The sequence below is a fragment of the Agrobacterium sp. CCNWLW155 genome, from assembly GCF_036888815.1.
Taxonomy (GTDB): Bacteria; Pseudomonadota; Alphaproteobacteria; order Rhizobiales; family Rhizobiaceae; genus Agrobacterium; species Agrobacterium radiobacter.
The window spans coordinates 1,052,977-1,070,082 of sequence record NZ_JBAKFW010000001.1 but is presented as its reverse complement, the minus strand read 5'-3'; the positions used below and the strand labels follow the sequence as shown (position 1 = coordinate 1,070,082).

Here is a 17,106-nt window from a genome sequence, read left to right as displayed (position 1 = left end):
CCTCTGCCGCCAGCACATCAAGAGACACCGCAACCTGACGAATTATTCCCTGTCTCGACGCATTTTTTAAACTTATCCATTGAGCTAAGTTTCTTGATGTGATAGTTAGCCTTATGGAAAACTATTCAGATGCACTCAACGATATCTTCCAGTCTCTTGCCGATCCGACCCGCAGGGCGGTGATCCTGAGGCTGGGCGGCGGGGAGGCGAGCATCGGAACGCTGGCCGAACCCTTCGACATGGCCCTGCCATCCTTCATGAAACATATCCGCCAACTGGAAGAGGCGGGGCTGATCGTGACGCGCAAGCAGGGGCGTGTCCGGTTCTGCTCCCTGGAGAAGCAGCGGTTTTCCATGCTCGATGGCTGGCTTTCGCAACAGCGCGCCATCTGGGAAGGCCGCACCGACCGGCTCGAACAGTTTGTCATGGCACAACAGGACAGGATGTCCAGCAAAGGGGAGAATGACCGATGACCGACACTTTCAATCCCGATCTCGACCTGAAGATTTCACGCATCATAAGGGCGCCGCGCCGGCTCGTCTGGAATGCCTGGACGGACAGGACCAGTCTTGAACAGTGGTGGGTTCCGCATCCCGGCCAATGCCGTGTCGATAAAATGGAGCTTCATCCCGGCGGTGCCTTCGAAACGCGGTATAGCGAGGATGGCGCGGCCTTCGGTCCGCATGTCAAAGGATGTTTTCTGGCGGTGGATCATGAGGAGCGTCTGGTTTTCACCGATGCGCTGACCGCGGGTTTTCGCCCCTCCGCCCAGCCGTTCCTCACGGCCGTGATGACGTTTCGCGATCATCCCGACGGCATGGAATATGTGGCTTACGCCATGCACAACAATCTTGAGGATCGCAACAGGCACGCGGAGATGGGGTTCTTCGACGGCTGGAATACGGTTGCGGAGCAATTGGCGGCACTCGTCGAGAAGCAGGCGGCCTATTGAGGCCGTCATTCTCGTCAGGCGATTCATCTTTCGTTCTTTTTCTGTTGCGCACCACGCTCGAATCCTGCGATGAGGGCGCATGTTATTTTCACCGCAACAGGACGAAGCGCTCAAGGCTGTTTCCCGCTGGCTGAAGGAAGGCCGCACACCGGTTTTCCGGCTGTTCGGTTATGCCGGAACGGGCAAGACGACGCTTGCCAAGCATTTCGCGGAAAATGTCGATGGCGAGGTGCTGTTTGCGGCCTTCACCGGTAAGGCGGCGCAGGTGCTGCGTTCGCGTGGTGCAACCAATGCCCGCACCATCCATTCGCTGATCTACCGCCCGCGCGGTGAAGAAACTGTCGAAGACGAGGAAACCGGCAAGACCTCGATTGCGCCGATGTTCTCCATCAACCGCCAGAGCCCGCTCGCCAAGGCGGCGCTCATCATCATCGATGAATGTTCGATGGTGGACGAGCAGCTCGGCAAGGACCTGATGAGCTTCGGCACGCCGATCCTCGTGCTCGGCGATCCCGGGCAGCTGCCGCCGGTTTCGGGCGGCGGCTTCTTTACCGAGCAGGAGCCGGATTATCTGCTGTCGGAGATTCATCGGCAGGCCAAGGACAATCCGATCATCCATCTTGCCATGGATGTGCGGGAAGGCCGGGAGATCATGCGCGGCGATTATGGTTCCGCGCAGGTGATTTCCAAGTCGGAGGTGACGCAGTCGCTGGTGCTCGATGCCGATCAGGTACTCGTCGGCACCAACCGTACCCGCCGCCGCTACAATCAGCGGCTTCGCGAGCTGAAGGGCTTTACCGCCGATTACCCGCAATCCGGCGACAAGCTGGTCTGCCTCCGGAATGATCCCGCCAAGGGCCTGCTGAACGGCTCGCTCTGGCAGGTGATGAGTTCTTCGCGCGAAACGGTGAAGCCCGGCATCAACCTGATGATCCGGCCCGAAGACGACGATATGGATCGCGGTGCGGCCAAGATCAAATTGCTGAAGGCGGCCTTCGAGGATGTGGAGACGGAAATTCCGTGGTCCACGCGTAAGCGTTATGACGAGTTCGATTTCGGCTATGCGCTGACCGTGCACAAGGCGCAGGGTTCGCAGTGGAACAACGTGGTTCTCTTCGACGAGAGCTATGCGTTCCGGGACTCGCGCGAGAGGTGGCTCTACACCGCCATTACCCGTGCGGCAGAGACCCTGACAATCGTTCGCTGATCGTTATCAGGCGCGGATGACGCCGAGAAGAACCGCCTTGGCGACCGCCTGAAAACGGTTGCTGGCATTGAACTTGCCGATGATCTTTGCCTCGAGAACATTGAGATCGGTGCCCGAAAGACCAAGGGCGCGGGCGAGGCGCACCGGCGCATAACCCTCCGCCATCAGTTCCAGACATTTTCGTTCGGTGTCGGTAAGGGCGATGTCCTTTGCCGGCGCCCGTTCCGCACCATCCATGCCGTCCGCTTCCGCGTCGGCGACCAGCAGCTCCTCGATCTGCTGGGCCTGGCGCTGAAGGGTGGAAAGCTCGGCCGTCAATTCGCGTTTCCGCTGCCGCAGCGCGGCGTGGAATATATCGTCCGCCTCGCTTTGCGAGAGCGAACGGACGAATTTTTCCATGATTTCGGTAATTGCGGCGACGGAAATACCCACTTCACGGCAGACGTTGATGACTGCCATACGCTGGACGTTGCGGTGGGTATAGACGCGCATCTGACCGATGCGCCTTGAAGTCAGCAGCGCCTTTTCCTCGTAGAAATGCAGCGTCCGGTGAGTTACCCCGAAGATATTGGCCATGTCGGCGATGGGGACGGGTTCCGCGGGCAGGGAGGAGGGCAGACTTACATCCGGTAGAAAGCTGCTGATCCTTAGATTGGGTTTGTCCTCGTCGCCGTGACTGTCGAACGGCATCCGGCCATCCTGCATTGTCTCCCCCTTCGCGCTCTTTGACAGTGTGCCTGCCTTTTTAAAGGTGTCCGTTGCTTGTTCCCCCAAGACGGACATATTTTCCGATCAAGACCTCATGCCAAACGCTACATCAGAACCGTAACGTGTATTGCCTGTTTTCGTTCCCGCAATAATAAAAAATTTGCCGGCCTCCTTGCGATTGGCCTCAACCTGCGTGAAACAGGATGTCAATTCCGAACCGGAGCCCGATGCCATGCCCGCAAAACTTTCTGTCAATCTGAACGCAATTGCCATGTTACGCAACCGTCGCGATCTTCCGTGGCCGGATGTCGCGCATTTCGGGCATATTGCATTGGAGACGGGGGCAAGCGGGCTGACTGTACACCCGCGGCCGGACCAGCGCCATATCCGCTTTTCCGATCTGCCGGTGCTGCGTGCGCTGATCGACGATCGTTTCCCCGCCGCGGAATTCAACATCGAAGGTTATCCGACCGAGGATTTCCTTGTCCTTTGCGAGAAAACGCAGCCGGAACAGGTGACGCTGGTGCCTGATGACCCGTCGCAGGCGACGTCCGACCACGGCTGGGATTTCCGCAAGCATGGCGTTTTCCTGAAGGAAGTGGTGGGACGCCTGAAGGCTGGCGGCATGCGCGTCTCGCTTTTTGCCGATGGCGATGGCGAGCGCGAGCCGGTGGAGCGGGCGGCCGAAACGGGGGCGGCGCGTATCGAACTCTACACCGGCCCCTATGGCGGCTGCTTTGACGATCCGCAAAAGGGCGACGCGCTTCTTGAAAAGCTCGGACAGACGGCGGACCATGCTGCGGCGCTCGGGCTTGCCGTCAATGCCGGCCATGACCTGACCGTCGAAAACCTGCCAAAGCTGATGAAACGTATCCCTTATCTGGCCGAGGTTTCCATCGGTCACGGGCTGACGGCGGATGCGCTGGAATATGGCATGGCTGAAACAGTCCGGCGTTTTTGCCGTGCCTGCGGTCAGGCTATTTCATAACCGAAGTCAATTTTTTTGCCTATAGTTAGGTGGCGCATGCTCCGTGCGCGAGCTTTTGAAGGCAGAGACATATGCAAGAACATCATGTTGTCGTCGTGGGTGGAGGCTTCGGCGGTTTGCAACTGGTACACGGGCTGGAGGGGGGCCCTGTCCGTATTACATTGATAGATCGTCGTAATCATCACCTGTTCCAGCCATTGCTTTATCAGGTTGCGACGACGGCTCTCGCGACATCCGAAATCGCCTGGCCGATCCGCCATCTCTATCGTGACCGCAAGGAGGTCACGACCCTGCTTGCGGAGGTGAATGGCATAGATCGGGCCGCGCGGACCGTGCATTTGAGTTCGGGTCAGGTGATCGGCTTCGATACGCTGGTGCTGGCCACCGGCGCGCGCCACGCCTATTTTGGCCGTGACGAGTGGGAGCGCTCCGCCCCCGGCCTCAAGACGCTTGAAGATGCAACGACAATCCGCCGCCGCCTGCTGCTGGCCTTCGAACGGGCCGAGCTCGCCACCAGTGAAGATGAGCGGCAGGCGCTGCTGACCTTCGTCATCATCGGGGCGGGCCCGACGGGCGTGGAAATGGCAGGCATGATCGCCGAGCTGGCCCACAAGGCGCTGCCGCCGGAATTCCGCAATGTGGATACCCGAAAGACCCGGGTGTTGCTCGTAGAGGCCGGCCCTCGCGTCCTGCCGGTCTTCACGGAAGACCTGTCAGCCTATGCCAAAGAGGCGCTCGAAAAGCTCGGCGTCGAGGTTCTGCTCGGAACACCCGTGACGGCCTGCAGCGACGAGGGTGTAACGGTGGGCGAGACCTATTATCCTTGCCGCACCGTGGTCTGGGCCGCCGGGGTGCAGGCATCACCCGCCGCGAAGTGGCTCAATGCCGCTGCCGACAGGGCAGGACGCGCCATTGTTGGGCCTCATCTCAATCTGGAAGATGATGCTGACATCTTCGTCATCGGTGATACGGCCGCCGTCAATCAGGAGAACGGCAAGCCGGTGCCGGGCATTGCGCCTGCGGCAAAACAACAGGGCGCTTATGTGGCAAAGGTCATCAAGGCGCGGCTTGACGGCAAGCCATTGCCTGCACCCTTCCGCTACAGCCATCAGGGCAATCTGGCGACCATCGGCAAACGCGCGGCGGTGATCGATTTCGGTCGGTTCAAGCTCAAGGGCGTGCTCGCGTGGTGGATCTGGGGGCTTGCCCACATCTACTTCCTGATCGGAACGCGTTCGCGGCTGGCGGTGGCATGGAGCTGGCTGTGGATCTATTTAAGCGGCCAGCACAGTGCGCGGCTGATTACCCAGAAAGAGACGCTGAAGGATGAGGCGTGAGGGGCCAGCGGATAAAAGGAAAGGGCGGGAAGCATGGCTTCCCGCCCTTGTGTTTATGGTAGGCGCGCCAAATCACTCCTCCGTCATGCCGGACTTGATCCGGCATCCAGCCGACGCGCGTCCGCGCGGCGAGAAGAGTCTTTTCAGCCCAAGGACTTGGGCTGGCTGGACCCCGGATCTTGTCCGGGGTGACGGCGTGCGGATGTGGCGCGTTTATCCCAATCCAACGATCAAGCGTCGAGCGATGCCATGTCGATGACGAAGCGATAACGCACGTCGCTCTTCAGCACGCGCTCATAGGCTTCGTTGACATCCTGGATGTTGATCGTCTCGATTTCCGAGACGATGTTGTGCTCGCCGCAGAAATCCAGCATGTCCTGGGTTTCCTTGATCGAACCGATCATCGAACCCGACAGGTTCTTCGCGCCGATGATGAGCGAGAAGGCGTGAACCGGGATCGCATGTTCCGGCGCACCGACCACGACCATGCTGCCCTTGGGCTTCAGGAGGCCGAGATAGGCGTTCCAGTCGATTGCGACGCCAGCCGTGCAGATGATCAGGTCGAAGGTGCCGGCCAGCTTCTCGAAGGTCGAGGCGTCGCTGGTGGCGTAATAGTCCTTCGCGCCGAGCTTTATGCCGTCTTCCTTCTTCGACAGTGTCTGGGAAAGAACGGTGACATCCGCGCCCATGGCCGCACCGAGCTTGACGCCCATGTGGCCAAGGCCGCCCATGCCGACAATCGCGACCTTCTGGCCGGGACCGGCGTTCCAGCGGCGCAGCGGCGAATAAAGCGTGATGCCGGCGCAGAGAAGCGGTGCGGAAGCATCGAGCGGCAGGTTGTCCGGGATCGACAGGACATAACCTTCCTTGACGACGATCGAGTCGGAATAACCGCCATGGGTGGCTGTCTTCGTGAAGGGATCGACGTCGTTATAGGTCTGGACGAGGCCGGGCATGTAGTGTTCGTTGTCGAGATCGCGGGTGGCGCAGCCGACGCAGGAATCGACGAAGCAGCCGACGCCGACGTGGTCGCCGACCTTGAACTTCGTGACCTTGGAGCCGACGGCTTTCACGACACCGGCAATCTCATGGCCGGGAACGATCGGATAGACGGCGTTCTTCCACTCGTTGCGGACGGTGTGGATGTCCGAGTGGCAGATGCCGGCATATTTGATGTCGATGACGACGTCGTCATCGTTCGGCTCGCGGCGTTCGAAGGTGAACGGGGTAAGCGGCTTTGACGCGTCGGTCGCAGCGTAACCTCTTGCTATAGCCATCTGAATATCCTTTCGGGGGTGGGGAAGTGACGGCGGAATATGCGACGGAAGCTTGGGAAGGCGTTAGAGCGATCCTCCAGCCTTTTTGCACGATCCTGCAAAAATATGCGGGCGTGCTCTTTGCGCGGGCCGGGAGGCTTTCTAGATAAATGACATCCGCTGCATTTCCTCCTTCAGTTAAGGGAATTCCCCTATGTCCTTGCCGTTTAATCTCTATCAGGAGATCGCCTCCATCGCCGCGCGATATGCCACAAGCGACGGCGAGGTGCAGACGGCGATCGAATCTCTCGGCATCAGCCGACGCACGACGCCCAGCGCGCCGTGCCACGGCAGCTACCGCCCCTGTTTCGCACTGGTGATCCAGGGATCGAAAAGCGTCCAGCTGGGAACGGACACCATCAATTACGGTGCGGGCGACTATCTCCTGACATCGCTTGACCTGCCGGTTGCCTGGCGCGTGGTGGAGGCGAGCAAGGAGGTTCCGCATTTTTGCATCGCGCTTGCGATCGATAGTGAAAAGCTGCTCGATCTCATGCGGCGCGTGCCTATCGACCCGCCTGCGGAGCCGGCGAACGCGCAGCGCGGCATCGTCGTCAATGCCGCCACGCCGGAGCTGCTCGATGCGGCCATCCGGCTGATGCGCCTGCTCGACCGCCCGGCGGACATTGCGGCAATGGCGCCGCTGATCGAGCAGGAAATCCTCTACCGCATCCTGACCGGACCGGCGGGTGGGCAGCTGATGAACATCATCGCGGCCGGCAGCCACGGCAACCGGATCGCCCGCGCCATTGCCTGGCTGCGCGAGAATTTCGCGCGCCAGCTGCGCGTCGAGGATCTTGCGGAGCATATCGGCATGAGCGTGTCCTCCTTCCATCATCATTTCAAAACGATCACGGCCATGACGCCGGTTCAGTACCAGAAGCAATTGCGCCTGCATGAGGCGCGCCGGCTGATGCTGCTGGAGCGGCTGGATGCGGGCACTGCCGGACATCGCGTCGGTTACCAGAGCCCTTCGCAGTTCAGCCGTGAATATAGTCGCTTTTACGGGTTGTCGCCGTCGCGGGATATCGATGCCTCGCGTGAGATCAGCGTGGCTGGGTAGGTTGGGAGGTTCTGCGTCGGTTAGTGGATTGATGGTGGGTGTGGCTATACCCCCCTCTGCCCTGCCGGGCATCTCCCCCTCAAGGGGGGAGATCGACTCGTGGTTGGGTCTCGCCCATCTCAACGTTTGCGAATGGAGCGCTGGTAGGGCCTCCTGCCGATCTCCCCCCTTGAGGGGGAGATGCCCGGCAGGGCAGAGGGGGGTATAGCCACACCCGTCATCGATCCGCCATCAACACAAAACTTCCTGGTAAAGCTCCCAGGCCGGCATTCACGCTTCACCGCACCGCGTCAATTCTCATTCTCCCCGAAGAATCCGCTTGACCCCAACGCTGCCTCCGCTTAAATGGCGCTCGAACCGTACCGTACGGTACATTAATCGAGCCCCTGGAGTGGAAAAGACTTGGCTTCCGACCCGATCACAGCGCAGGAATTTTCGCCGCGCCAGAACGCCGTTCTGGATCAGGCATTGCGTCTATTGGTCGAGGGCGGCGAGAAAGCGCTCACCACATCCGGTCTGGCGCGTGCGGCCAACTGTTCCAAGGAAAGCCTCTACAAGTGGTTCGGTGATCGCGATGGCCTGCTGGCAGCAATGATCACCTTTCAGCAAAGCAAGGTCCGCACCTTCGAAAAGGCGGGCGACCGCGTGTCTGCGCCGCAGCTTGCCGATCACCTCGAGGTTTTCGCGCATGATCTGCTTGATGTGCTGGCGGGCGACGTGTCGCTGGCGCTCAACCGTCTGGCGATAGGGCAGGCGAGCCGTGACGGTTCGAAGCTCGGCGATCTGCTGCTGGAACGCGGCCGTCGCCAGATCGACCGCCGCGCCCGCGGGCTGATCGAGGCGGGTCGCCGTTCGGGTTACCTGCGTTTCGATGATGCCGAGGAGGCATATCGCAGTTTTTACGGTCTCATCGTTTCGGATCTGCATGTGCGCATGCTGCTGGGCGAGGCGCCGGACAAGGATTTTTCCGCCCGGGCGAAGAAGGCGGTCGTCGCCTTTCTGACCCTCTACGGCACGGAAAAGGTACATTCGGAACTCAGCGGCAAACCCGCCTGAGATTCCGGTTCAGACAACTGAGAGACAAGCATTAGGGAAGGACCATAAAATGCGCGTTTATTATGATCGTGATGCCGATCTCAATCTCATCAAGTCCAAGAATGTCGTCATCGTCGGTTACGGCTCCCAGGGCCGCGCCCATGCGCTGAACCTCAAGGATTCCGGCGCCAAGAACGTCGTCATTGCTCTGAAGGCCGGTTCGCCGACCGTCAAGAAGGCGGAAGCCGACGGCTTCAAGGTCATGACCGTTGCCGAAGCCGCCAAGTGGGGCGACCTCCTGATGATGGCGACGCCGGACGAACTCCAGGCTGACATCTACAAGGCCGACATCGCCGGCAACATCCGTGACGGCGCAGCGATCGCTTTCGCACACGGCCTCAACGTTCACTTCGGCCTCATCGAGCCGAAGGCATCGCTCGACGTCGTCATGATTGCACCGAAGGGCCCCGGCCACACGGTTCGCGGCGAATACCAGAAGGGCGGCGGCGTTCCCTGCCTCGTAGCCGTTCACCAGAACGCTTCGGGCAACGCGCTTGAACTCGCTCTCTCCTACGCCTGCGGCGTTGGCGGCGGCCGTTCGGGCATCATCGAAACCAACTTCAAGGAAGAGTGCGAAACCGACCTCTTCGGCGAACAGGTCGTTCTGTGCGGCGGTCTCGTTGAACTCATCCGCGCCGGTTTCGAAACCCTGGTCGAGGCCGGTTACGCACCTGAGATGGCCTATTTCGAGTGCCTGCACGAAGTGAAGCTGATCGTTGACCTGATCTATGAAGGCGGCATCGCCAACATGAACTACTCGATCTCCAACACGGCCGAGTGGGGCGAATACGTCACCGGTCCGCGCATCATCACTGCCGACACCAAGGCTGAAATGAAGCGCGTTCTGCACGACATCCAGACCGGCAAGTTCACCTCCGAGTGGATGCAGGAATGGAAGGCTGGCGGCGCACGCTTCAAGGGTATCCGTCGCAACAACGACGCCCACCAGATCGAAGAAGTCGGCGCAAAGCTGCGCGGCATGATGCCCTGGATCGGCAAGAACAAGCTGGTCGACAAGGCTGTCAACTAAGCTTCATTGCTGGTGGAAGATTGGAAGGCCGGGGCGAAAGCTCCGGCCTTTTCTGTATTGTCCGGCTGAGAGGGCTCCCGGTCACACGATCGCGTCGTCTTCCTCGATAACCACCGAAACCGGGAAGTGATCGGAAAATCCGCCGAGATTGACGTTTTTGACCGCATCGCCTTTCGAAAGACCGAAGCGGATCGGTCCCTCGTTCTTGCTATGGCTGACCATGGCGGCAATCGCTTCGATTTTCGCGGTTTCCTCGTGCACCTTGAAGCCGCTGCTGCCGCTCAGAAGTGATCGGGAGACGAGGATCTGATCGAAGATATTGGCATCTCCGTTAAAATAGAGCGTGCCGTAGATCGTTCTTGCCGTGCCGACGGAATCCACCACCGGCTGGCGCAGATAATTCCAGGTGAGATTGTAGAACATGGCCGATTGCGAGCTTTCGACATCGTCGCGCTCGCGGGTGGAATTGGCGTGATAGCGCAGCGATGCATCGGAAGGGTCGTCGTTGAAATCGCCGAAAGCGATGACGGCGATGTCGTTGCCTTTCTCTTCCCTGATCCGCTGGTGCCAGTAACCCAGCGTTTCACCGGCGGTCATGCGAAAACCGGCGCTTTCCACCGCGCCGCCCGAGCGCGACGGCCAGTGATTGGAGAGCGCGATAAGCTGGCGGCCGCCCTTGGTGATGAAGGTGCATTGGGTAATGTCGCGTGTGCCGGTGCGGCGCATCACGAAATGGCTGAAAATCTCGTTTTCGTTGATCAGCAGCTTTTTGCTGTCGTAGATGAAGGCGGTGTCGATGCCGCGCTGGTCCTTGCTGGAATCGGCGTGCACGACGCGATAGGCGCGCGTGGGCATGAGGTCGTTCAGATGTTCCGCCAGCGTCTCCAGCACGAAACGGTTCTCGACTTCGCACACACCGAGCAGATCCGGTCCCGCACCGCCGATCTGACTTATGATCAGACCGAGCTGCCTGACCTTGGTCCTGAACAGGTCCTCTGTCCAGCCTTTCAGATCGTTCTTCAGCCGCTCGGCAATCCACGGCTCGCGCGCCGGATAGCCCTCCGGCGCAAACAGGTTTTCGACATTCCAGAACGCCAGGACATATTGGGTCATGATCCGCACACCTCCGGTTGGTTTTTCAAGCCTAGTGGAAGTTTTTGCCACAACAACTTGAAATTGTCATGAAGGCCGGCGGCTGGCGAATTTTCCGGTTCCCGGCCTTATTCGGCCGGCGGAATGACACCCTTCGTCAGCAGGAAGCAGCCATAGAACCGGGTTTCGCCTGTTGTGATGACGCAATAGGCCTGTTTGGCTTTTTCGTAGAAGGCGAAGCGTTCGATGCCGTACATGGGGGCGGATTTTCCTTCCGCCGCGTCGATTTCCTTCTGCACCTCGGCCTGCACCGGCTCCAGCTGATCGGGCGCGCCCATCACTTCCATGCGACCGACCGAGGGCTGCAGCGGCGTGTCGAGCGGCAGGACGGACAGGATGGCTTTCATGGCGCGGGCTGCAGAGACATTGTCGATATGCAGCACCTTGCCGACAGTCGTCTGGCGGGCAACCGAATCGGAAGGGAAGTTGGTGTCGGAGATCACCAGCGTATCGCCGTGACCCATGGCGCGCAGCGCGTGCAGAACGTCGGCGTTCAGCGCCGGGTCGATATTTTTCAGCATGTCGTCAAACTCCCATGATGCTTTCGCCGCGTTGCGGCGCGCGCGCAATCCAGCCGGAAAACCATGTCGCGTCAATCGCAAAGGTGTGATTGTGAAGCTTTGCGCAAGGGTGTATTTGGCTTTGTCCGCAAAATCGGGCCTCAAGAGGGGCCGGTTGCGGACAATGTGCAGGGAGGCAGAAATAATTCGAAAAACTGATAAGTCAGTATTGCTGACGTATCGACATTTCTGTAAAGATGCACGCATAAAAACGACACAAGAGGAAACGTACCCATGCTTGATTGGGAACAAATTTTCGCCACGCGCTCTTCGCGCATGAAAGCGTCTGAAATCCGCGAGCTGCTGAAGCTGCTCGAGCAGCCCGATATCATCTCCTTTGCCGGCGGCATTCCGGACCCGGCTCTTTTCCCCGCAGAGGAATTCCAGCAGGCTTACGCGGAAATTTTTTCCGGCGCGCAGGTCAATGCAGCGCTGCAATATTCGGTGAGCGAAGGTTACAAGCCGCTGCGCGAATGGCTGGCCGGCGAGATGGACAACATCGGCATCGAATGCACTGCCGATAACGTCTTCATCGTTTCCGGTTCGCAGCAGGGTCTCGATTATCTCGGCAAGCTGTTCCTGTCGCCGAAGGATACAGCGCTGGTCACCTGGCCGACCTATCTCGGCGCCCTTTCCGCCTTCAACGCCTATGAGCCGAATTACGACCAGCTGAACCCCGGCGGCAACCGCACGCCCGAGGCATACCGCGAAACCGCGGCCAAGCTCGGCGGCGCGGTGAAGTTCGCTTATCTCTCGGCCGATTTCTCCAATCCGACCGGGGAAACCGTCGATCTGGCCGGCCGCGAAAAGGTTCTGGCGCTGGCCGATGAGCTTGACATCGCCGTCATCGAAGACGCTGCTTACCAGTCGCTGCGTTACGATGGCGAGGCTGTTCCGCCGATCATGGCGCTCGATATCGCCCGCTCGGGCGGCATCGAGAATACCCGCACCATCTATTGCGGCAGTTTCTCCAAGACGCTCGCACCCGGCCTTCGCGTCGGCTACATCGTCGCGTCTGCGCCTGTTATCCGCAAGCTGGTGCTGATGAAGCAGGCCGCCGACCTGCATTCCTCGACAATCAACCAGATCGCCATCGAACGGGTCGCCTCGCGCGGCTTCGACAAACAGGTTGCCAAGATCAAGGCTGCTTACAGCGCCCGCCGTGATGCGATGCTGGCGGCGCTTGACAGGTACATGCCGAAGGGCACGCGCTGGACGAAGCCCGAGGGTGGCATGTTCATCTGGGTTACCTTGCCGGAAGGCATGGATGGCGCCGCACTTCTGGCGAAGTCCATCGCCACAGAAAAGGTCGCCTTCGTTCCTGGCCGCGCTTTCTTCGCGGATGGTTCCGGCACGAATACGCTGCGTATCAGCTTCTCCTGCGCCAATGAGGCGATGATCGAGGAAGGCATGAAGCGGCTTGGGCGGTTGATCGCGACCGCGCAGGCAACTACGGGCGAGGTGGTTCCGGCGATTTGAGTGACTTTCCGGCAGTTACAGAGGTTGCGGCTTCACCCCCCCTCTGCCCTGCCGGGCATCTCCCCCTCAAGGGGGGAGATCGGCAAGACGCTCGCCTGCCACTTCATTCTAAAGCGTTGAGATAGGCGAAACCTTGCCGCAAATCGATCTCCCCCCTTGAGGGGGAGATGCCCGGCAGGGCAGAGGGGGGCAAGCCGCAAGCGCCAAGGAGCATTGTTACTCTCAATCCCGACGAACCCTAGGGATTACACCTCTAAAATCCTGCCTGTCACATACATGTTATGCAATCATGTTTTAGCGGTCCCACCGAACAACAGGGACTGGACCCATGAAAACGCTGCTCTCCGCTTTCACCGCCATCGTATCGCTCGGCTTCATCGCCACAGCCGCCAATGCCGCCGATCTGGTGCTTTATACCAGCCAGCCGAACGAGGACGCGCAGGCGACCGTTGATGGTTTCAAGGCCGCCAATCCGGGTCTCGAAGTTGAATGGGTGCGTGACGGGACGCCGAAGATCATGGCCAAGCTGATGGCCGAGATCAATGCCGGCAATCCGGTTGCCGACGTGCTGCTGATCGCCGACACGGTAACGCTGGAGCGCATGAAGCAGGCCGGCCAGCTTCTGGCTCACAAGTCCCCTGAAGCCAAGAATATCGATGCCTCGCTCTATGATGCGGATGGCTTCTATTATTCCACCAAGCTCATCACGACAGGCATCATGTATAATACCGCTGCCGCGATGAAGCCGACCAGCTGGAAGGATCTGGCGAAGGCGGAAGCCAAGGGTCTCGTGACGATGCCGAGCCCGCTGACCTCGGGTGCCGCGCTGATCCATGCGCAGACGATCGCCGCCGTTAAGGACCTCGGCTGGGATTATTACAAGCAGCTGAAGGCCAATGAAGCCATTGCCGGCGGCGGCAACGGCGCGGTCCTGAAGTCCGTCGCATCGGGCGAAAAGGCCTATGGCGTGGTCGTCGACTACATGCCGATCCGCGAAAAGGCCAAGGGCGCGCCGGTCGAGTTCGTCTTCCCGGAAGAGGGCGTTTCTGCTGTCACCGAGCCGGTCGCGATCATCAAGGGCACCAAGCACGAGGAAGCAGCCAAGAAGTTCGTTGACTACGTGCTTTCCGAAAAGGGCCAGCAGGGCTTCGTCAAGCTCGGTTACATTCCCGCGCGCGCCGACGCCGGCATGCCGGAAGGTTTCCCGGCCCGCGACAAGCTCAAGGTTCTGCCGCTCAACGCTGCTGATGCGTTGAAGAACTCCGAACAGGACCTGAAGACCTTCTCCGATATCTTCGGCTCTAAGGGCTGATAAAGCGGAATGACCCGTTCCAATGCCTATGGAAGCAGCCAGCCGCGCTGGCTGTTTCCTTTTGTGGTCAGCGTTGTTTTTGCGCTGAGCGCCCTGCCGCTCGGGCGGCTCGCCTATACCGGCATCATTTCGTCACTCAATGGTGACATATGGCGACTTCTGGCCGATCCGGCCCTGTGGGATGCGGCGCTGAACACGCTTTCCACCTCGTTTTTCGGCATGCTGATTTCGCTTGGCATCGGCGGCGCCTTTGCGCTTTCGCTGACGCTCTGCGACATACGCGGCAAGTCGATCTTGAGCTTTCTGTTCATGCTGCCGATGATGATCCCGCCGCAGGTGACGGCGCTGTCGTGGATCGGCATGACCGGCCCGTCAAGCACGCTTTTGAAGGCCATCGGCCTTGCGCCGGCGATGGGATCGCCGCAGCCGCTTTATTCCACTGCCGGCATCGCGCTGTTGCTCGGCGTGCAGCATGCGCCGCTCGTCTATCTGTCGCTGCGCGCGGGTCTGCTGGCCTTGCCACAGGATGGTATCGAGGCCGCCAAGCTCTCGGGTGCTTCACCGCGCCGTGTGTTGTTCGATATCATCCTGCCGCTTTCGACACCGGGATTGATCGCCGGGGCGGCAATCTCATTCGTGTCCAATGTCGGCAATTTCGGCATTCCGGCGATCCTCGGCATTCCCGCCTCGATCTTTACCCTGCCGACGCTGATCTACAGCCGTTTCGCCAGTTTCGGCACCAGCACCTTCGGCGATATCGCCATTCTCTCCACCATGATCGCCATCATTTCCGTGGCCGGGCTTGCTTTGCAGGAACGGGCGATGAAGGGCAGGGACTATCGCATCATCGGCCTTTCCGGCAAGGCGGCGACTTTTGGGCTGGCGCGGTGGCGGGTGCCGGCGGAGCTTGCCCTGTGGCTCGTGTTGTTCTTCATGCTGGTGGCGCCGCTTGCGGCACTGGTGGCAAGTTCGCTCGCGCCCGCCTACGGCGTGCCGCTCAGCCTCAAGACCGCGACACTGCATGCCTATGAGGAACTGCTTTACCGGCAGAGCGTGACCCGCACGGCCTTCCGTAATTCGCTGTTTCTGGCGACTGCCACATCACTTTGCCTGCTGGCGGTGACGGTGCTGACGGCCTACTTCCTCGTGCGTGGCAAGAGCCGCTTCATGTTCCTGCTCTCGGCGCTGGTGGATATTCCCTATGCGCTTCCGGGCGTGGTTATTTCCGTTTCCTTCGTGCTGCTTTTCGCGGCCCCGATCCCGCTCCTCGGCGTGACGCTCTACGGCACGATCTGGATCATCCTGCTCGCCTATTTCTCCTCCTTCTTCGCGGTCAGCCTGAAACCGATGGTCAGCGCCTTCCTGCAATTCGATCCATCGCTGGAAGAGGCGGCGCGGCTGTCCGGCGCGGGTTTCTGGAGGCGGCTCAAGGATATAATCCTGCCGCTGGTCGGGCCGGCGGCAGGCGCTTCCGTCATTCTCGTTTTTCTGATCGCCTGCAATGAACTGACGGTCTCGGCGCTGCTGTGGTCGGCTGGCACGCAGACGCTCGGCGTCCTCATCTACAACCTCGATGACAGCGGCAGCTTCGATCTCGCCTCGGCGCTTTCGGTGCTCGTTGTCATCATGGTGATTTTTCTCATGCTGCTGCTCGAAATTCTGGGGCGCTATCTGCCGAAAGGAGTCGTCCCGTGGCGAAACTGATTCTCAACCGCCTGTCGAAAAGTTTTGGTGCGGGATCGAAGCCAGCCGTTGACGATGTGTCGCTGACGGTGCGTGATGGCGGTTTCCTGGCGCTGCTCGGACCTTCCGGTTGCGGCAAGACGACGGTGCTGCGCATGATCGCCGGGTTCGAACAGCCGACTGATGGTTCCATCCTGCTCGGCGAGCGGGTGCTGGCCGATGCCGGCAGCATGGTGCCGCCGGAGCGGCGCAACATGGCGATGGTGTTCCAGTCCTATGCGCTGTGGCCGCATATGTCGGTCGCCGACAATGCCGGTTATCCCTTGAAGGTGCGCGGTATTTCGGGAGAGAAATATCGCGAGAAGGTGCGACAGGCGCTGGCCGCCGTTCGCCTCGAAAGCTTTGCCGATCGCCGTCCCGCCGAATTGTCGGGCGGGCAGCGGCAGCGTGTGGCGCTCGCCCGCTGCCTCGTCACCGAGCCCGATGTGGTGCTGCTTGACGAACCGCTCGCCAATCTCGACCGCCATCTGCGGCAGGAGATGGAGGAGACTTTCCGCGAGTTTCACGCACGCTCCGGCGCGACGATGATCTATGTTACCCACGACCAGGCCGAAGCCATGGCGCTCGCAACTGATGTCGCGGTCATGTCGCATGGCAAGCTGCTGCAGGTCGCGCCGCCGGCGGAGCTTTATGCTCGGCCGGAGGGCAGGCTTGTCGGTTCTCTGGTGGGGCAGGGGGCGATCCTGACGGTGCCCTTGCGGGAAGGCGCTTCGCGGGATCTCGACTGGCCGGGGCTTCGTGCGGCGATGGAGAGCGGAGCAGCATCGCAGATGGATATTCTGGTGCGGCCGCAGGATGTGGTGCGGGATGCTGAGGGGATTACCTGCACCGTCACCTCGGTTCTTTACGAGGGCGAGCGTTATGCCCTGCGTCTCGATCTGCCGGACGGGCAGGCGATCAGGGCCTATTCACGGGAAGCGGTTGCGATCGGTGATCGGTTGCCGGTCGCCATTCGTGCAGCGTGGCGGCTTTAGCCTGAAAATGACGTCTCCTCATCCCTGTGCTTGTTACAGGGATCCAGCCAGCCCAAGTCTTTGGGCTGAAAGGAATCTCCCCGCCGCGCGGACGCACGTCGGCCGGATTCCTCTGACAAGCACAGGAATGAGGATGGAAGATGTACTGGCGTATGGAGTCCTGACGGCACCTCTGTGGGCCAATCTGGTC

General features: G+C 60.3%; 16 protein-coding genes. 12 read left to right on the top strand and 4 right to left on the bottom strand.

Features of this window, described 5'->3' with window-relative positions:
* Positions 1–113 precede the first annotated feature (113 nt).
* From V6S97_RS05435 to V6S97_RS05425, 3 genes are all read left to right on the top strand, one after another.
* Positions 114–473 (top strand): ArsR/SmtB family transcription factor, encoded by a 360-nt coding sequence (locus V6S97_RS05435; RefSeq protein ID WP_003507570.1) that lies wholly within the window; start codon positions 114–116, stop codon positions 471–473.
* Entirely contained in the window at positions 470–952 is a 483-nt protein-coding gene (locus V6S97_RS05430; protein WP_003507571.1) for an SRPBCC family protein, read from the top strand. The genes V6S97_RS05435 and V6S97_RS05430 overlap by 4 nt, the downstream gene beginning before the upstream one ends.
* A 79-nt stretch (positions 953–1,031) precedes the next feature.
* On the top strand, positions 1,032–2,159 hold the full coding sequence (locus V6S97_RS05425) for an ATP-dependent DNA helicase (RefSeq protein WP_003507572.1): 1,128 nt from the start codon (positions 1,032–1,034) through the stop codon (positions 2,157–2,159).
* Positions 2,160–2,165: 6 nt separating this feature from the next.
* On the opposite strand, the gene V6S97_RS05420 is transcribed toward V6S97_RS05425, so the two are convergent.
* The gene (locus tag V6S97_RS05420; protein ID WP_020811178.1) at positions 2,166–2,864 is read right to left on the bottom strand and encodes a MerR family transcriptional regulator; all 699 of its coding nucleotides are present in this window, start codon (positions 2,862–2,864) and stop codon (positions 2,166–2,168) included.
* Positions 2,865–3,099: 235 nt separating this feature from the next.
* Between V6S97_RS05420 and V6S97_RS05415 the strand changes: the two genes are divergently transcribed.
* Both V6S97_RS05415 and V6S97_RS05410 read left to right on the top strand, forming a co-directional pair.
* Positions 3,100–3,855 (top strand): pyridoxine 5'-phosphate synthase, encoded by a 756-nt coding sequence (locus tag V6S97_RS05415; protein WP_003507574.1) that lies wholly within the window; start codon positions 3,100–3,102, stop codon positions 3,853–3,855.
* Between the two features lie 71 nt (positions 3,856–3,926).
* Positions 3,927–5,192 carry an NAD(P)/FAD-dependent oxidoreductase gene (locus V6S97_RS05410; RefSeq protein WP_334426224.1) on the top strand — a complete coding sequence of 422 codons (1,266 nt, stop codon included), beginning with the start codon at positions 3,927–3,929 and terminating at the stop codon, positions 5,190–5,192.
* Between the two features lie 230 nt (positions 5,193–5,422).
* On the opposite strand, the gene V6S97_RS05405 is transcribed toward V6S97_RS05410, so the two are convergent.
* A complete protein-coding gene (locus tag V6S97_RS05405; RefSeq protein WP_020811176.1) occupies positions 5,423–6,469 on the bottom strand; it encodes an NAD(P)-dependent alcohol dehydrogenase in 1,047 nt (348 codons plus the stop codon).
* Between the two features lie 193 nt (positions 6,470–6,662).
* Here V6S97_RS05405 and V6S97_RS05400 point away from each other — a divergent pair, with 193 nt between their 5' ends.
* The 3 genes from V6S97_RS05400 (at position 6,663) to ilvC (ending at position 9,696) form a co-directional block, all read left to right on the top strand.
* Entirely contained in the window at positions 6,663–7,571 is a 909-nt protein-coding gene (locus V6S97_RS05400; RefSeq protein WP_082182593.1) for an AraC family transcriptional regulator, read from the top strand.
* A gap of 402 nt (positions 7,572–7,973) precedes the next feature.
* On the top strand, positions 7,974–8,627 hold the full coding sequence (locus tag V6S97_RS05395; RefSeq protein ID WP_003507581.1) for a TetR/AcrR family transcriptional regulator: 654 nt from the start codon (positions 7,974–7,976) through the stop codon (positions 8,625–8,627).
* 49 nt (positions 8,628–8,676) lie between these two features.
* Positions 8,677–9,696, top strand: coding sequence for a ketol-acid reductoisomerase (gene ilvC, locus V6S97_RS05390; protein ID WP_046798127.1), 1,020 nt, complete (start codon positions 8,677–8,679; stop codon positions 9,694–9,696).
* Between the two features lie 81 nt (positions 9,697–9,777).
* Here the strand turns inward: ilvC and V6S97_RS05385 are convergent, their stop codons facing one another.
* Together V6S97_RS05385 and V6S97_RS05380 are read right to left on the bottom strand one after the other, a co-directional pair.
* The gene (locus tag V6S97_RS05385; RefSeq protein WP_080866274.1) at positions 9,778–10,809 is read right to left on the bottom strand and encodes an endonuclease/exonuclease/phosphatase family protein; all 1,032 of its coding nucleotides are present in this window, start codon (positions 10,807–10,809) and stop codon (positions 9,778–9,780) included.
* A 107-nt stretch (positions 10,810–10,916) separates the two neighbouring features.
* A complete protein-coding gene (locus V6S97_RS05380) occupies positions 10,917–11,369 on the bottom strand; it encodes an RbsD/FucU family protein (protein ID WP_060726384.1) in 453 nt (150 codons plus the stop codon).
* Positions 11,370–11,642: 273 nt separating this feature from the next.
* Here V6S97_RS05380 and V6S97_RS05375 point away from each other — a divergent pair, with 273 nt between their 5' ends.
* The 4 genes from V6S97_RS05375 to V6S97_RS05360 all read left to right on the top strand — a co-directional run bounded on the left by V6S97_RS05375 (position 11,643) and on the right by V6S97_RS05360 (position 16,916).
* Positions 11,643–12,887 carry an aminotransferase-like domain-containing protein gene (locus V6S97_RS05375; protein ID WP_060726383.1) on the top strand — a complete coding sequence of 415 codons (1,245 nt, stop codon included), beginning with the start codon at positions 11,643–11,645 and terminating at the stop codon, positions 12,885–12,887.
* Between the two features lie 328 nt (positions 12,888–13,215).
* Positions 13,216–14,199, top strand: a complete 984-nt coding sequence (locus tag V6S97_RS05370) for an ABC transporter substrate-binding protein (protein WP_060723369.1) — start codon at positions 13,216–13,218, stop codon at positions 14,197–14,199.
* 9 nt (positions 14,200–14,208) lie between these two features.
* Positions 14,209–15,903: an ABC transporter permease gene (locus tag V6S97_RS05365; RefSeq protein ID WP_060726381.1), complete on the top strand. Its 1,695-nt coding sequence runs from the start codon at positions 14,209–14,211 to the stop codon at positions 15,901–15,903.
* Complete coding sequence (locus V6S97_RS05360; RefSeq protein WP_003507595.1) at positions 15,891–16,916, top strand: ABC transporter ATP-binding protein; 1,026 nt, start codon at positions 15,891–15,893, stop codon at positions 16,914–16,916. The genes V6S97_RS05365 and V6S97_RS05360 overlap by 13 nt, the downstream gene beginning before the upstream one ends.
* The last annotated feature ends 190 nt before the right edge of the window (positions 16,917–17,106 follow it).

Bases quoted from the DNA above. Each gene is read 5' to 3' on its own strand.
- V6S97_RS05435 (WP_003507570.1), top strand. From the start codon at position 114: ATGGAAAACTATTCAGATGCACTCAACGATATCTTCCAGTCTCTTGCC.
- V6S97_RS05430 (WP_003507571.1), top strand. From the start codon at position 470: ATGACCGACACTTTCAATCCCGATCTCGACCTGAAGATTTCACGCATC.
- V6S97_RS05425 (WP_003507572.1), top strand. From the start codon at position 1,032: ATGTTATTTTCACCGCAACAGGACGAAGCGCTCAAGGCTGTTTCCCGC.
- V6S97_RS05420 (WP_020811178.1), bottom strand. From the start codon at position 2,864: ATGCAGGATGGCCGGATGCCGTTCGACAGTCACGGCGACGAGGACAAA.
- V6S97_RS05415 (WP_003507574.1), top strand. From the start codon at position 3,100: ATGCCCGCAAAACTTTCTGTCAATCTGAACGCAATTGCCATGTTACGC.
- V6S97_RS05410 (WP_334426224.1), top strand. From the start codon at position 3,927: ATGCAAGAACATCATGTTGTCGTCGTGGGTGGAGGCTTCGGCGGTTTG.
- V6S97_RS05405 (WP_020811176.1), bottom strand. From the start codon at position 6,469: ATGGCTATAGCAAGAGGTTACGCTGCGACCGACGCGTCAAAGCCGCTT.
- V6S97_RS05400 (WP_082182593.1), top strand. From the start codon at position 6,663: ATGTCCTTGCCGTTTAATCTCTATCAGGAGATCGCCTCCATCGCCGCG.
- ilvC (WP_046798127.1), top strand. From the start codon at position 8,677: ATGCGCGTTTATTATGATCGTGATGCCGATCTCAATCTCATCAAGTCC.
- V6S97_RS05385 (WP_080866274.1), bottom strand. From the start codon at position 10,809: ATGACCCAATATGTCCTGGCGTTCTGGAATGTCGAAAACCTGTTTGCG.
- V6S97_RS05380 (WP_060726384.1), bottom strand. From the start codon at position 11,369: ATGCTGAAAAATATCGACCCGGCGCTGAACGCCGACGTTCTGCACGCG.
- V6S97_RS05375 (WP_060726383.1), top strand. From the start codon at position 11,643: ATGCTTGATTGGGAACAAATTTTCGCCACGCGCTCTTCGCGCATGAAA.
- V6S97_RS05370 (WP_060723369.1), top strand. From the start codon at position 13,216: ATGAAAACGCTGCTCTCCGCTTTCACCGCCATCGTATCGCTCGGCTTC.
- V6S97_RS05365 (WP_060726381.1), top strand. From the start codon at position 14,209: ATGACCCGTTCCAATGCCTATGGAAGCAGCCAGCCGCGCTGGCTGTTT.